The organism is Streptomyces aureocirculatus, from assembly GCF_000720475.1.
In the GTDB taxonomy this organism is placed as follows: Bacteria; Actinomycetota; Actinomycetes; order Streptomycetales; family Streptomycetaceae; genus Streptomyces; species Streptomyces aureocirculatus.
In genome coordinates this window covers 31,024-44,820 of sequence record NZ_JOAP01000009.1, presented here as the reverse complement: position 1 = coordinate 44,820, position 13,797 = coordinate 31,024, and the positions used below count along the sequence as shown (strand labels likewise).

The window sequence follows — 13,797 nt, the reverse complement described above, 5'->3', positions numbered from 1 at the left end:
CAGTCACTCTGTGTCGCGGGGAGCGTGGTGGGCGGTGTCGCGGGGCGGCAGCGCGGGGCGGCGCCGGTCGGGTACGTCCGAGTAGCCCGGCGGCACCGCGGCCGGTTGTCGCTCCAGGAGGTCGAGGGCGAGGCGTACGGCGTCGTCGAGCTGCGCGTGCCGTCCCTCCGCCCAGTCGAGGGGAGTTCGCACCACCGCGAGGTCCGGCTCCACGCCGTGGTTCTCCACGGACCAGCCGTAGGTGTCGAACCACGCCGCGTTCATCGGCACCGTGATGACCGTGCCGTCCCCGAGCGGATGCCGCCCGGTCATCCCGACCACCCCGCCCCACGTCCGCTGCCCCACCACGGGACCGAGCCCGAGCAGCTTGAACACCGCCGTGATCATGTCGCCGTCGGACGAGGTCGCCTCGTCGGCCAGGGCGACGACGGGCCCGCGAGGGGCGTTCGACGCGTACGACACCGGCTGGGCGTCCCGGGTGAGGTCCCAGCCGATGATCTTCCGGGTCAGCTTCTCCACCACCAGCTCGCTGATGTGGCCGCCCGCGTTGCCCCGTACGTCCACCAGCAGCGCGGGCCGTGACATCGCGAGCCGCAGGTCCCGGTTGAACTGCGCCCACCCCGAGCCGCCCATGTCGGGGATGTGCAGATAGCCGCACCGGCCACCGCTCAACTCCTTGACGACGTCCCGGCGTTTGGCCACCCAGTCCTGGTACCGCAGTGGCCGCTCGTCCACCAGCGGCACGATCGCGACCCGGCGCGCACGCCCGCCGCCCTCCGCGGGCCGGAAGGTCAGCTCGACCGTCGTGCCGCCCGCCGCAGCGAGCAGCGGATAGGGGCCCGTCACCGGGTCCACGGGGCGCCCGTCGACGTGGGTGAGCACCGCGCCCTCGCGGATGCCCGCACCGGCGAGGGGCGAGCGCGCCTTGGAGTCGGAGGACTCGCCGGGCAGGATCCGCTTCACCACCCAGCCCTCGTCCCGGCGCACCAGGTTGGCACCGAGCAGCCCCATCGCCCGCTGGTAGTGCGGCGGCCCCTCGTTGCGCCGGGCGGCGGTGACATAGGCGTGCGAGGTGCCCAGCTCGCCGAGTACCTCGCGGAGCAGGTCGGCGAACTCGTCGGGCGACGCGACGCGGTCCACGAGCGGCCGGTACTGGGCGAGCACCGCGTCCCAGTCGATGCCGCACATCCCCGGCTCCCAGAAGTAGGCCCGGATCAGGCGGCCCGCCTCCTCGAAGGACTGCCGCCACTCGGCGGCCGGGTCGACGTCGTGCAGGACGCGCCGCAGGTCGATCCAGACGGTCGTGTCGAGGTCGCCGGACTCCGTGGACGGCACGGCCCGCAGCTCGCCCTCGTCCACGACCACGAGCCGGGAGCCGTCCCCGCTGGACGCGAACCAGTCCAGGTGGTCGACGAGTTCGTACTTCTTGGCCTTGGTGATGTTGAAGTACTCCAGCGTCGGACGCCCCGACATGTCCGCCGGGTTGGCGAAGGTCTCGCCGAGCGCGCCCGAGATGGGCCAGCGCAGCCAGACCAGGCCGCCGCCGCTGACCGGGCACAGCGCGGAGTACTTCGACGCCGCCACCGGGAACGGCGTCACCCGGCTCGCCAGGCCCTCCGCCTCCACCGTCACCGTGCCCTCGCCGGGCCCGCCGTCCCTGTCGTCGACGGCCGGGTCGAGGCCGCCCGCCGCGGGCCGCCCGTCGGGCAGCAGCGCGAAGGGCGAGGGCGTCGCGGACGACAGCGGTACGAGGTAGGGGCGGCAGCCGAGGGGGAAGGACAGGTCGCCGGTGTGCACGTCGTAGACCGGGTCGAAGCCGCGCCAGGACAGGAAGGCGAGATAGCGGCCGTCCCGGGTGAAGACCGGGTTCTCGTCCTCGAAGCGGCCGTTCGTCACGTCGATGACCGTGGGGGCGCCGGGGCCCGTGATCCGCGCCAGCTTGATCTGCCGCAGGGACCTGCCGATGCCCGGGTGCGACCAGGTGAGCCACGCCCCGTCCGGCGAGAACGCGAGGTCGCGCACCGGACCATTGACGGAACGGATCAGCTCGGTCACTTCGCAGACGGGAGCGGGAGCGGGAGCGGGAGCGGAGTCCGGGTCCAGGTCGGGGCCCAGGTCGGGGTCCGGGTCGGGGTCGGCGGGAGCGATCGCGGCGGCGGGGTCGGCTTCCCCGGAGGCGGCGGCCTCCCCGGCTTCCCCAGAAGCGGTGGCCTCCCCGGCCGCCTCGCGCGCGGGCCCCAGCACCGGCACGCCCGTGACCGTCGTGCCCACGACGACGGTGTGCGCACCGCCCGGGGCGCCGGACACGCCGTCAGGGCCGTCGGCGACCTCCTCCGGCACCGTGACCAGGAGCAGCCGCCCGTCGTGCGAGGCGACCGCGAGGCGCTCGCCGTCCGGGTCGGACACCAGCTCGTGCACCCGCCCGAGCCGTCCGCTCGCCAGCCTGGTCGTGTCCCGGACGCCGCTGGCCCGCGGCAGACAGGCGATCTCGATGGCGTCCTCGCCCTCCGCGTCCGTGACATAGGCGACCTTCCCGCAGGCGCCCAGCATCTCCGGCAGCCGTACCCGCACCCCCGGGGTGTCGGCGATGGTGCGGGCGGGCCCGTCGCGGTGGGTGAGCCAGTAGAGGCTGCCGCGGACGACGACGGCACTCGCGCGGCCCGTGGTGTCCACGGAGAGCGCGTCGAGGTGGCGCGACGCCGGTACCTGGTAGACGCGCCGGCCCGCGCGGGGGCCGCCGATCTCGATGTCCACGCGGCGCGGTACGGAGTCGGCCGCCAGGTCGTCCACCAGCCAGACCTCGCCCGCGCACTGGTAGACGACGCGGGTGCCGTCGCTCGCGGCGTGCCGCGCGTAGCAGGCGTCGTGGTCGGTGTGGCGCCGCAGGTCCGTGCCGTCGTGGCGGCAGGAGTAGAGGTTGCCGACGCCCTCGTGGTCGGAGAGGAACGCGATGCGCCCGGACACGAACATGGGGGAGTCCAGATGCCCCCCGAGGCCTTCGAGCAACCGCTCGCCGTGCAGCCACAGGCGGCCGGTGGCGCCGCCGCGGTACCGCTTCCAGGCGGCCGGCTCGTGCGGCGGCTTGCCCGTCAGCAGCAGCGTCCTGCGGTCGCACTCGCCCTCGGCCGAGTCGGCGGCGCCGGCCGTGTCGAGGACGGCGATGTCGTGGACCGGGCCCCACGGCAGTTTGCCGCCGGGTGAGCCGTCGGTGGGCACGCTGTAGGCCCAGCAGAAGTGCGAGAAGGGCTGGCCGTGCGAGGACACGGCGAGGATGTGGCCGTCCGGCGTCCAGCCGCACACCCGGGTGTCGCTGGAACCCCAGTACGTCAGGCGCCGCGCGGGCCCGCCCTCCACCGGCGCCAGATGCACCTCCGGGTCGAGGCTGCGCCAGCTCGTGTACGCGATGTGGCGGCCGTCGGGGGAGAACCTCGGGTGGCCCAGCTTGGTGCGGTCGGCGGTGAGGCGGTACGCCCTTCGTACGGGCGTGCTCTCCGCGCCCAGGGGCGCCACCCAGAGGTCGTCCTCCGCCACGAAGCAGAGGTGGTCGCCGCTCACGTGCGGGAAACGTAGGTAGGCCTGGGTCACCCTTCCCATGCTTTTCCGCGCCGTCGAGGGCGGCAACTCGTGGAACGGTGTGCTCCAGAACACGTACGAAACCGTTTCGTTTCGTTATTGCGGGGCATACGATACTGAGCAGAACAGCGGTCCCATCGCGAAGGGAGTCGGCGCATGGCCGAAACGGTGGCCGACGTGGCGACGCCGGTACGGCGGAGCCGGATCACGCCCGAGCGTGAGGCCGAGCTGTACGAGGCCGTTCTCGACCTGCTCCGCGAGGTCGGGTACGACGGCCTCACGATGGACGCGGTGGCCACCCGCACGCGTTCCAGCAAGGCCACGCTCTACCGCCAGTGGGGCAGCAAGCCGGAGCTGGTCGCGCGGGCCCTCAGACACAACAAGCCGGTGTCACTCGCGGACATCGACACGGGCTCGCTGCGCGGTGACTTCCAGGAGCTGGTGGCCCGCACGGACGACTGCCAGATGGAGCGGGACAACGCGCTGATGCGGGGTCTGTTCCATGCCATCCACGACAACCCCGAACTCCACCAGGCGCTGCGGCAGTTGCTCATCGAGCCGGAGATCACCGGCCTCAACGCGCTGCTGCGCCGGGCGGTGGAGCGCGGCGAGGTCGCCGCGGACAACCCGGCACTCGAATACGTCAGCCACATGATGCTGGGCGCCTTCGTCGCCCGTGAACTCGTCGAGGAGCGCACGGTCGACCAGGCCTTCCTCGGCCGGTACGTCGACGCCGTGATCCTCCCCGTCCTCGGCGTCTGACCTGCCACCCTCGAAACCCCCAACCCCCTGATACCCCCTATATCCCGCCTCGCAGTTCCTTCCTGACGCGACCGCTCACGTCGTCGGGCCGAGCCGCGCTGCCCCGGCCTGCCCTGGCTCGCCAAGGTATGCCCCGACCTGCCCTGATTCGACCCACGACCTGACCGGGAGTACGCCCTCGTGGCCACGTTCCTCTACAAACTAGGCCGACTCGCCTTCCGGCGACGGCACTTCGTCGCCCTGATCTGGGTGGCGCTGCTGACCCTCGCCGGAGTCGGCGCGGCCTCCGCGCCCACCGCCGCGTCCAGCTCCTTCTCCATTCCGGGCACGGAGGCGCAGCAGGCCTTCGACCTCCTGGAGAAGCGCGCCCCCGAGGCCAGCGCCGACGGGGCGAGCGCCCGCGTCGTCTTCAAGGCGCCGGACGGCGAGAAGGTCACCGACCCCGCCCACAAGGCCGACATCCGGAAGACGGTCGCCGCGCTCGGCTCCGGCTCGGACCAAGTCGCCGCAGCCGCCGACCCGTTCGAGGCCAAGGCCGTCTCCAAGGACGGCACGACGGCGTACGCGTCCGTGACGTACAAGGTCACCTCCATGGAGCTGACCGACGACAGCCGTGACGCCCTGGAGAAGACCACCGACAAGGCCCGCATCGACGGCATGACCGTCGAGGTCGGCGGTGACGCGCTGCAGGCCATGCCGCACACCGGCGCCACCGAGATCATCGGCATAGCCATCGCGGCCGTCGTGCTGGTCATCACCTTCGGCTCGCTGGTCGCGGCCGGTCTCCCGCTGCTCACCGCGCTGATCGGCGTCGGCATCGGTGTCTCCTCGATCGCCGCGCTCGCCGACGCGCTCGACCTGGGTACGACCACCTCGACGCTGGCCATGATGATCGGCCTCGCCGTCGGCATCGACTACGCGCTCTTCATCGTCTCCCGCTACCGCGCCGAACTGGCCGAGGGCCGCGAGCGCGAGGACGCGGCGGGGCGCGCCGTCGGCACCGCCGGGTCCGCCGTCGTCTTCGCGGGCCTGACCGTCGTGATCGCCCTCGTCGGCCTCGCCGTGGTCGACATCCCGATGCTCACCAAGATGGGTGTCGCCGCGGCGGGCACGGTCGCCATCGCGGTCCTGATCGCGCTCACCATGATCCCGGCGCTGCTCGGCTACGCGGGCCGGAAGGTCAAGCCCACGGGTGCGAAGGGCGGGCTGCTCGGCGGCCGCAAGCGGGCGGCGAAGGCTGCCGGTGCCGCCACCGCGGGAAGCCCTGTTACGGGGAGTGCCGCCGAGGGGAGCCCCGCCAAGGAGAACCTGGGCACCCGCTGGGCCCGCTTCGTGGTCCGCCGGCCGGTCGCCGTCCTGCTGTTCGGCATCATCGGCCTCGGCGCCGCCGCCGTACCGGTCGCCCAGCTCGAACTCGGCCTGCCCGACGACGGCGCACAGCCCACGTCCACGACCCAGCGCAAGGCCTACGACCTGATCGCGGACAACTTCGGGCCCGGCTTCAACGGCCCGCTGATGACGGTCACCGACCTGAAGGGCGTCGACGACCCGAAGGGCGAGGCGGCCGCGGTCCAGAAGCAGATCGCCGGTATGGGCGACGTCCTCTCGGCGAGCCCCCCGCGGTTCAACAAGGCGGGCGACACCGCGATGATCACCGTCGTGCCGTCGTCCAAGCCCAGCGGCACCGAGACCGAGAACCTGGTGCACGCCATCCGCGACGAGGCGAAGGACGTCGAGGCCGACAGCGGCGCCGACGTCATGGTCACCGGCACCACGGCCATGAACATCGACGTCTCGCAGAAGCTCAACGACGCCCTGGTGCCGTATCTGGCGCTGGTCGTCGGGCTCGCCTTCCTCCTCCTGATCGTCGTCTTCCGCTCGGTCCTTGTCCCGCTCAAGGCGGCGCTCGGCTTCCTGCTCTCGGTGCTCGCCGCGCTCGGCGCCGTGGTCGCGGTCTTCCAGTGGGGCTGGCTCGGCTCGCTGTTCGGCGTCGAGCAGACCGGCCCGATCATGAGCATGATGCCGATCTTCATGGTCGGTGTGGTCTTCGGCCTCGCGATGGACTACGAGGTGTTCCTCGTGACCCGGATGCGGGAGGCGCACGTGCACGGCGAGAGCCCGCAGGAGGCGATCGTCACCGGCTTCAAGCACGGGGCGCGGGTCGTCTCCGCGGCGGCGGTCATCATGATCGCGGTGTTCGCCGGGTTCATCGGCTCCAGCGAGCAGATGATCAAGATGATCGGCTTCGGGCTCGCGATCGCGGTCTTCTTCGACGCGTTCATCGTGCGCATGGCGCTGGTACCGGCGGTTCTCGCGCTGCTCGGCCGCAGGGCCTGGTGGCTGCCGAGGTGGCTCGACCGCGCGCTGCCTAACGTGGACGTCGAGGGTGAGGGGTTGCGCGACGCCGCGGACCAGGGTGGCCCCGAGGGGCGGCGCGAGTTGGTGAACGTCTGACGCTCCCGGGCCGCTGACCCGGCCCGCGTCCGTCGGCACCGGCCGCGTCCGTCGGCCACCGCCCCGGCCCGCGTCCGTCGGCCACCGACCAGGGCTCGCTCCCGGGTCAGTGGCCGACGGGCGCGGTGGCGACGGTGCGCGTACGGCGCAGGAAGCGGATGAGGGCCGACGAGTCGAACTGCATGACCGCCACCCCCGCCGGTGAGTGGAACTCAAGCACCGCCTGCACCCGGCCGCACGGCCAGACGGTCACGTCACCGCTGCGCGCGGGGGTCCTGAGACCCCGCTCCAGAAGCTCGCGGGCCACGACCCACTCGGCCCCGCCGGGCAGCCCCGCCCACTCACTCCCCTGATTGCCCGGGAGGCCGACCCGTACGGACTGCGGGTCGGCCTCGGGGTCGTAGCGCAGCGCGACGGGAACGACGACATGTTCGTCGGGGGAGTCGGTGACCAGGTGGGCCCGGGTGTACTGCTCGACTGCGGACATGCGGCTTACTCCTCGTCGTCGTTCCGGCCCACGCCTGGCGGCTACTCCCTAATGTCCCATATGTACGTAAATGTCACTCGCGCATACGGTCGGGGTCAGGGGCGCCCGGTGCGCCGTAGGGGCGCGCAATCGTTGCCGGGCCGCTCTTGCTAGCCATTTGCAACAACGCCCATCCTTGAAAGGTTCACGAGCGACCCGCTCGGAGCGATCCGCTCTCGTCGTGAGTGCCTCCCCACGCTTACGACATGCGCCTTTCCAGGAGTGCGCGCATGCATGTCCCCGATGGCTTCATCAATGCGCCCGTTTCCGCCGCCGCCGGGGCCCTCGCCGTCGGCGCGATCGCCGTGAGCCTTCGCGGCGCACGGCGTGAACAGGCGGCGCTGTCCCCGGCGGGCACGGTCGCGGACGGGGGTGAGCGCACCGCGCCGCTCGCCGGGCTCGTCGCCGCCTTCATCTTCGCCGTGCAGATGCTGAACTTCCCGGTCGCCGCCGGGACCAGCGGTCATCTCCTCGGCGGTGCGCTCGCCGCGATACTCGTCGGCCCCTGCACCGGTGTCCTGTGCGTCGCCGTCGTCCTGCTCATGCAGGGGCTGCTCTTCGCCGACGGCGGTCTGACCGCGCTCGGCGTGAACGTCCTGGTCATGGCGGTAGTCACGACCTTCGTGGCGTACGCGGTCTGCCGGGGCCTCGTGAAGGTGCTGCCGCGTGGCCGCCGCTCGGTGACGGCCGCCGCGTTCACCGCCGCGCTCGTCTCCGTTCCGGCCGCGGCCGCCGCCTTCACCCTCGTCTACGCCGTCGGCGGCACCACGGATGTGTCCCTCGGCAAGGTCGCCACCGCCATGATCGGCGTCCACGTCCTGATCGGCGTCGGCGAGGCCGTCATCACGGCCCTCACGGTCGGCGCGGTGATCGCCGTCCGCCCTGACCTGGTGTACGGCGCGCGCGGTCTGACCGCGCCGCTCAAGCTGCGCGTCGCCGGCAAACTGATCGACACCCCCGCCGCACCGGCCACTCCCGCCGCACCGGCCACCGCCGCTGCACCGGCCACTCCCGCCCCTGCCCGCTCGCACCGCAAGCTGTGGGCCGCGGGCCTGCTGACCTCCTTCGTCCTCGCGGGCTTCGTCTCCTTCTACGCCTCCACCAACCCCGACGGCCTGGAGAAAGTCGCTCAGGACAAGGGCTTCGACAAGGGCGAGAAGGAGCACGCCGCCGCGGGCTCGCCGCTCGCGGACTACGGCATCGAGGACATCACCGACGCCCGCCTGTCCGGCGGCCTCGCGGGCGCCATCGGCGTCGGCGTGACGGTGGCCGCGGGCAGCGCGGTGTTCTGGGCGGTACGACGGCGGCGCGAGGGGGGCGGCGACGCGGCGTCGACGGCGTCCGGTGCTTCGCTGGCGGCGACCGGTGCCTCTCCGGCGGCGACCGGCCCCGCGTCTACGGCGTCCGGTGCTTCGCTGGCGGCGACCGGCTCCGCGTCGACGGCGACCGGTGCCACGCCGACGTCCACCGGTGCCTCTCCGGCGGCGACCGGTGCCACGGCGACGGCGACAGGCCCCGCGTCTACGGCGACCGGCGCCGCTCCTACAGCCACCGGTGCCTCGCCGACGGCCACCAGCGCGGCGTCGACGGCCACGGGCACCCCGGACGACGTCCCGCCCCCGGAGGCCACCGGCGCCCCGGGCGGTACCCCGGCGCCGACCGCCTCCGGTGCCGAGCCCGGAGCCAGGGCCGAGCCCGCCCCTGGAGCTGAGCCCGCCCCCGGAGCTGAGTCCGCCTCCGGAGCTGAGTCCGCCTCCGGGGCTGAGTCCGCCTCCGGGGCTGAGTCCGCCTCCGGGGCTGAGACCGCCTCCGGGGCCGAGCCCGCCTCCGGGGCCGAGCCCGCCCCCAGGGCCGAGCCCGCCCCCAGGGCCGAACCCGTCCCCTGGGCCGAGTCCGCCCCCGGAGCTGAGCCCGCCTCCGGGGCCGAGCCCGCAGCCAGGGCCGAGTCCGCAGCCAGGGCCGAGTCCGCCTCCGGGGCCGAGCCCGCAGCCAGGGCCGAGCCCGCCCCCAGGGCCGAACCCACCCCCGGAGCTGAGCCCACCCCCAGAGCTGAGCCCGCCTCCGGCACCGAGCCCGCCCAGGGGGCCTGACATGGGAGCGGGACCCGCCCACCGCCTGTACCGGCAAGGGCGCTCCCCGGTGCACGTCCTGCCCCCGCACACCAAGCTCACCGCCGTGCTCTGCTTCGTCGTCGTGGTGGTGTCCACGCCGCGCGAGGCGATCTGGGCGTTCGCGGCGTACGCGCTGCTGCTCGCCTCGGTGGCGTACGCGGCCCGCGTCCCGCCCGCGTTCTGGCTGAAGCGGCTCCTGATCGAGGTGCCGTTCGTGGCGTTCGCGCTGCTCCTGCCGTTCGTGGCGGAGGGCGGGCGGACCGACGTCCTCGGCCTGTCGCTGAGCGTCGACGGCCTGTGGGGCGCCTGGAACGTCCTCGCCAAAGCCACCCTCGGCGTCGCCGCGTCCGTGCTGCTCGCCGCCACCACGGAGCTGCGCGACCTCCTCCTCGGCCTGCGACGCCTGCGCCTGCCACCGCTCCTCGTACAGATCGCGTCCTTCATGATCCGCTACGGCGACGTCGTCACGGACGAGATGCGGCGCATGCGCGTCGCCCGCGAGTCCCGCGGCTTCCGGGCGCGCGGCCCGCGCCACTGGGGCGTGCTCGCCAAGTCCGCGGGCGCCCTGTTCATCCGCTCCTACGAACGGGGCGAACGCGTGCACCTCGCCATGGTCAGCCGGGGCTACACGGGGACAATGCCGGTCATCCACGAGGTGACGGCGTCCCGCGCCCAGTGGACGTACGCCCTGACCCTGCCCCTCACCGCCCTCGCCGTCTGCCTGTTGGGATGGACCCTGACGTGACCGCCGCACCCGCCGCGCCCCCTTCCCTGGAGGTCGCAGGACTCGCCTACGCCTACCCGGACGGCCACCAGGCCCTGTTCGGCGTGGACCTGCGCATCGAACGGGGCGAACGCGTCGCGCTGCTCGGGCCCAACGGCGCGGGCAAGACGACCCTCGTCCTGCACCTGAACGGCATCCTCACCGCGGGCGCGGGCACCGTCACGGTCGCCGGGCTGCCCCTCGGCAAGCGGCACCTCGCGGAGATCCGCCGCAAGGTCGGCATCGTCTTCCAGGACCCCGACGACCAGTTGTTCATGCCCACGGTGCGCGAGGACGTGGCGTTCGGGCCCGCGGCGGCCGGGACGCGCGGCCCCGAACTGGAGGCCCGGGTCCTGAAGGCGCTCGGCCAGGTGGGCATGGCCGCGTACGCGGACCGCCCGCCGCACCACCTGTCCTTCGGACAGCGGCGCCGGGTCGCGGTCGCGACGGTCCTCGCCATGGAGCCGGAGATCCTGGTGCTCGACGAGCCGTCCTCCAACCTCGACCCGGCCGCACGCCGCGAACTCGCCGACATCCTGCGCTCCTTGGACGTGACGGTGTTGATGGTCACGCACGACCTGCCTTACGCCTTGGAGTTGTGCCCGCGGGCGCTGATCCTCAGCGAGGGCGTGATCGTGGCGGACGGCCCCACGGGTGAACTCCTCGCCGACCAGGACCTGATGAGCGGCCACCGCCTTGAACTGCCGTTCGGCTTCGATCCGAAGACGGCACCGCGGAAGTGACGACGGAATCATCGGCGCTGTGAGCACGTTGTGCCGTACATGAACACTGACGTGGAGGCGGCCGGGGTGCACGGCACCGTGGCCGACGGGTTCGAGCCGGTCAGGGACGCCTTCGTACGCAACTTCGGGGTGGCGGGGGAGCGCGGGGCCGCCGTCGTCGTGTACCGGGACGGGCGGCCGGTGGTGGACCTCTGGGGCGGCACGAAGCACTTCGACGGCGCGGCGGAGGGCACCGGTCCCGAGGAGTCCCGGGAGCCCGAGGAGCCCGGGGGACCCCGGGAGCCCTGGGAGCACGGCACCGCGCAGGTCGTGCGCTCGGCGACCAAGGGCGTCGCCGCCGCCGCCCTGCTCCTGCTGCACCAGCGCGGCGACCTCGACCTGGACGCCCCCGTCGGCACGTACTGGCCGGAGTTCAAGGCGCGCGGCAAGGACCGGGTCCTCGTACGGCACGTCCTCGCGCACCGGGCCGGGGTGCCCGCCCTAGATGTGCCGCTGACGCCCGCGCAGGCCCTGGACCCCGAGACTGCGGCCGCCGCGGTCGCCGCCCAAACCCCCTTCTGGGAGCCGGGCGCGGACCACGGCTACCACGCGCACACCTACAGTTGGCTGACCGGGGAGCTGGTGCGGCGCGTCACCGGGCGCTCGATCCGGGACGTGGTCGCCGACGAGATCGCCGGGCCGCTCGGCCTCGACCTGTGGATCGGGCTTCCCGGTGCGGAGTCCGGCCGCGTCGGGCGGCTCGGGCGGCTCGATCCGCCGGCCGCCGCGGGGCTCAGGGCGCGGGCCAGACCGGAGGTCGCCGCCGCCTACCGTGACCCCGCCTCCCTCACCCGGCGGGCCTTCGGGGCGGTCGAGCCGTTCCCCGACGAGAACTCCGCCGCCTACCACACGGCCGTCCTGCCCGCGTCCAACGGCATCGCCACCGCCGGGGCCCTGGCCCGCTTCTACGCCGCGCTCATCGGCCCCGTCGACGGGGTCCGCCTCCTCTCCCCGGACACCGTCGCCCTCGCCCGGGCCGAGGCGTCCGCCGGTCCCGACCGCGTCCTCGTCGTCCCGACCCGGCTCGGCCTCGGCTACATGCTCCACGGCCCCTCCGCACCCCTCCTCGGGCCCGGCTCCTTCGGGCACCCCGGCCGGGGCGGGGCCCTCGCCTTCGCCGACCCGGACTCCGGGGTCGCCTTCGGCTACGTCACCAACGGGATGAGCAAGGGGGTCACCGCGGACGCGCGGGCGCAGGGGTTGGTGCGGGCGGTACGGGCCGCGGCTGCGTAGCCCCCAACCCCGCCCCTTCTCCGATCCTGGGGCTCCGCCCCAGACCCCGTATCGGCCCGCGGCCTCGTCCTCAAACGCCGGACGGGCTGAGACTTTCGCCAGTGCGGCAGAGTTTTAGCCCGTCCGGCGATTGCGGGACTGGGGCGCCCCCGCGAGGGCACCTACCCCGCGTGCAGCATCAACCCGATCCCCGCCACCATCACCCCCGCCGCCACGATCCGCGGCCACCCGAACCGCTCCTTGAAGAAGACGGCCCCGATCCCCGCCCCCACGATGATCGAGGACTCGCGGAGAGCGGAGATGGGCGCGAGGTCGGCCCGGGTCTGGGCCCACAGGACGAGGCCGTACGCGGCGACGGACAGCGCGGCCCCGAGCAGGCCGACGGCGGCGAACGGCCGCAGTTGGGCGCTGAGCCCCCCGCGCCAGCGCCACGCGGCGTACGCGGGCACGGCGAGCCCCTCCAGGATCATCAGCCAGGCGATGTAGCCGAGGGAACTGCCGGAGGCGCGTACGCCGAGGCCGTCCACGACGGTGTAGGACGCGATGGCGACGCCGGTGGCGAGCGCGGCACCGATCGCCGCCCAGTCGGGCCGCTTCCCGGTGCCCCGGATGCCCCACAGGGCGAGCCCGGTGAGTCCGGCCGAGCAGACGGCGACACCGGCCGCCTGCCATCCGCCGGGCACCTCACCGGCGAACACGGCGGCGAGCACGGTCACCACGAGGGGTGCGCTGCCGCGGGCGATGGGGTAGGCCTGCCCGAAGTCGCCGAGCCGGAAGGACCGCATGAGCAGCGCCATGTAGGCGACGTGCAGGACGGCGGACAGCGCCAGGTAGGGCCAGGCGGCGGCCGCGGGGAACGGTGCGAAGGGCGCCATGGCGAGGCCGATGAGGGTGCCGCCGCCGGCTATGAGGGTGAAGCCGACGAGCTTGTCGGTGATGTGGTGGGCGATCGCGTTCCAGCTCGCGTGGGTGACGGCGGCGAGCAGGACGGCCGCCGCGACCAGCGGGGTCACTGTGCGGGTCCGGCGGCCTCGCGTACGTCGGCCGGGGTGGCGCCCGCGTGCGCGACGAGGGTTACGGGGTCCATGGGGAAGACGGTGTACGGGGTCCAGGCCGCCGCCCACACCACGGAGTGGGCGAGCAGGGAGCGGTCGGCGAGTACGCGGGTGCGGGTGGCGTGGCCGAAGGGCGGGACGCCCCCGATGGCGTACCCGGTGGCCTCGCGCACGACGTCCGCCCGTGCCCGGGTGACCTTCCGCCCGCCCAACTCCCGCCGCACCGGCTCCACGTCGACGCGGCGGGCGATCGCGGCGGCGGCTTCGGCGGCGGTGCGGGTCCCTTCGGGGAAGCGGCGGACCCGGCCGGGGAGTTCGTCGAGGCCCAGGTCACGCAGGGCCTCGACGAAACGGGGGTGGGCGCGGACGGCGCCCGGTTCCTTGTCCGTAGTGCTCATGCGCCGCACGCTAGCGGTACGTGTGTATGACACGCGAGTGGCTGGCGCGTGAGCGCGAAGCGACGAGACACGACGCGGCCCGCTGTGACGCGGCCCGCGTCACAGCGGGCCGTTGTAACGCGGGGCCGCCGCGTCGCACC

General features: G+C 73.6%; 9 protein-coding genes and 1 pseudogene. 6 read left to right on the top strand and 4 right to left on the bottom strand.

Annotated features, from left to right (window positions below):
* Window positions 1–3: 3 nt before the first annotated feature.
* A complete protein-coding gene (locus IG78_RS0111120) occupies window positions 4–3,594 on the bottom strand; it encodes a S41 family peptidase (RefSeq protein ID WP_030561744.1) in 3,591 nt (1,196 codons plus the stop codon).
* A gap of 135 nt (window positions 3,595–3,729) precedes the next feature.
* Between IG78_RS0111120 and IG78_RS0111115 the strand changes: the two genes are divergently transcribed.
* Together IG78_RS0111115 and IG78_RS0111110 are read left to right on the top strand one after the other, a co-directional pair.
* Entirely contained in the window at window positions 3,730–4,335 is a 606-nt protein-coding gene (locus IG78_RS0111115) for a TetR/AcrR family transcriptional regulator (protein ID WP_030561742.1), read from the top strand.
* 180 nt (window positions 4,336–4,515) lie between these two features.
* Window positions 4,516–6,789 carry an MMPL family transporter gene (locus IG78_RS0111110; RefSeq protein ID WP_030561740.1) on the top strand — a complete coding sequence of 758 codons (2,274 nt, stop codon included), beginning with the start codon at window positions 4,516–4,518 and terminating at the stop codon, window positions 6,787–6,789.
* Between the two features lie 106 nt (window positions 6,790–6,895).
* Here IG78_RS0111110 and IG78_RS0111105 read toward each other — a convergent pair whose 3' ends face one another.
* Window positions 6,896–7,276: an SsgA family sporulation/cell division regulator gene (locus tag IG78_RS0111105; protein WP_030561738.1), complete on the bottom strand. Its 381-nt coding sequence runs from the start codon at window positions 7,274–7,276 to the stop codon at window positions 6,896–6,898.
* A 269-nt stretch (window positions 7,277–7,545) separates the two neighbouring features.
* On the opposite strand from IG78_RS0111105, the pseudogene IG78_RS0111100 reads away from it, so the two are divergent.
* From IG78_RS0111100 to IG78_RS0111085, 4 genes and pseudogenes are all read left to right on the top strand, one after another.
* Window positions 7,546–8,652: pseudogene (locus IG78_RS0111100) on the top strand (energy-coupling factor ABC transporter permease); the annotation flags it as partial.
* Between the two features lie 754 nt (window positions 8,653–9,406).
* A complete protein-coding gene (gene cbiQ, locus IG78_RS0111095) occupies window positions 9,407–10,171 on the top strand; it encodes a cobalt ECF transporter T component CbiQ (protein ID WP_030561734.1) in 765 nt (254 codons plus the stop codon).
* A complete protein-coding gene (locus tag IG78_RS0111090; RefSeq protein WP_030561732.1) occupies window positions 10,156–10,932 on the top strand; it encodes an energy-coupling factor ABC transporter ATP-binding protein in 777 nt (258 codons plus the stop codon). Before cbiQ ends, IG78_RS0111090 begins: the two co-directional genes overlap by 16 nt.
* 39 nt (window positions 10,933–10,971) lie before the next feature.
* Window positions 10,972–12,204: a serine hydrolase domain-containing protein gene (locus tag IG78_RS0111085; protein WP_030561730.1), complete on the top strand. Its 1,233-nt coding sequence runs from the start codon at window positions 10,972–10,974 to the stop codon at window positions 12,202–12,204.
* A gap of 161 nt (window positions 12,205–12,365) precedes the next feature.
* Here the strand turns inward: IG78_RS0111085 and IG78_RS0111080 are convergent, their stop codons facing one another.
* Complete coding sequence (locus IG78_RS0111080) at window positions 12,366–13,217, bottom strand: DMT family transporter (protein WP_030561728.1); 852 nt, start codon at window positions 13,215–13,217, stop codon at window positions 12,366–12,368.
* The gene (locus IG78_RS0111075) at window positions 13,214–13,657 is read right to left on the bottom strand and encodes a YbaK/EbsC family protein (protein WP_030561726.1); all 444 of its coding nucleotides are present in this window, start codon (window positions 13,655–13,657) and stop codon (window positions 13,214–13,216) included. Before IG78_RS0111075 ends, IG78_RS0111080 begins: the two co-directional genes overlap by 4 nt.
* Between the last annotated feature and the right edge of the window lie 140 nt (window positions 13,658–13,797).

Coding starts and splice junctions, on each gene's coding strand:
- IG78_RS0111120 (WP_030561744.1), bottom strand. CDS start 3,594: ATGGGAAGGGTGACCCAGGCCTACCTACGTTTCCCGCACGTGAGCGGC.
- IG78_RS0111115 (WP_030561742.1), top strand. CDS start 3,730: ATGGCCGAAACGGTGGCCGACGTGGCGACGCCGGTACGGCGGAGCCGG.
- IG78_RS0111105 (WP_030561738.1), bottom strand. CDS start 7,276: ATGTCCGCAGTCGAGCAGTACACCCGGGCCCACCTGGTCACCGACTCC.
- cbiQ (WP_030561734.1), top strand. CDS start 9,407: ATGGGAGCGGGACCCGCCCACCGCCTGTACCGGCAAGGGCGCTCCCCG.
- IG78_RS0111090 (WP_030561732.1), top strand. CDS start 10,156: ATGGACCCTGACGTGACCGCCGCACCCGCCGCGCCCCCTTCCCTGGAG.
- IG78_RS0111085 (WP_030561730.1), top strand. CDS start 10,972: ATGAACACTGACGTGGAGGCGGCCGGGGTGCACGGCACCGTGGCCGAC.
- IG78_RS0111075 (WP_030561726.1), bottom strand. CDS start 13,657: ATGAGCACTACGGACAAGGAACCGGGCGCCGTCCGCGCCCACCCCCGT.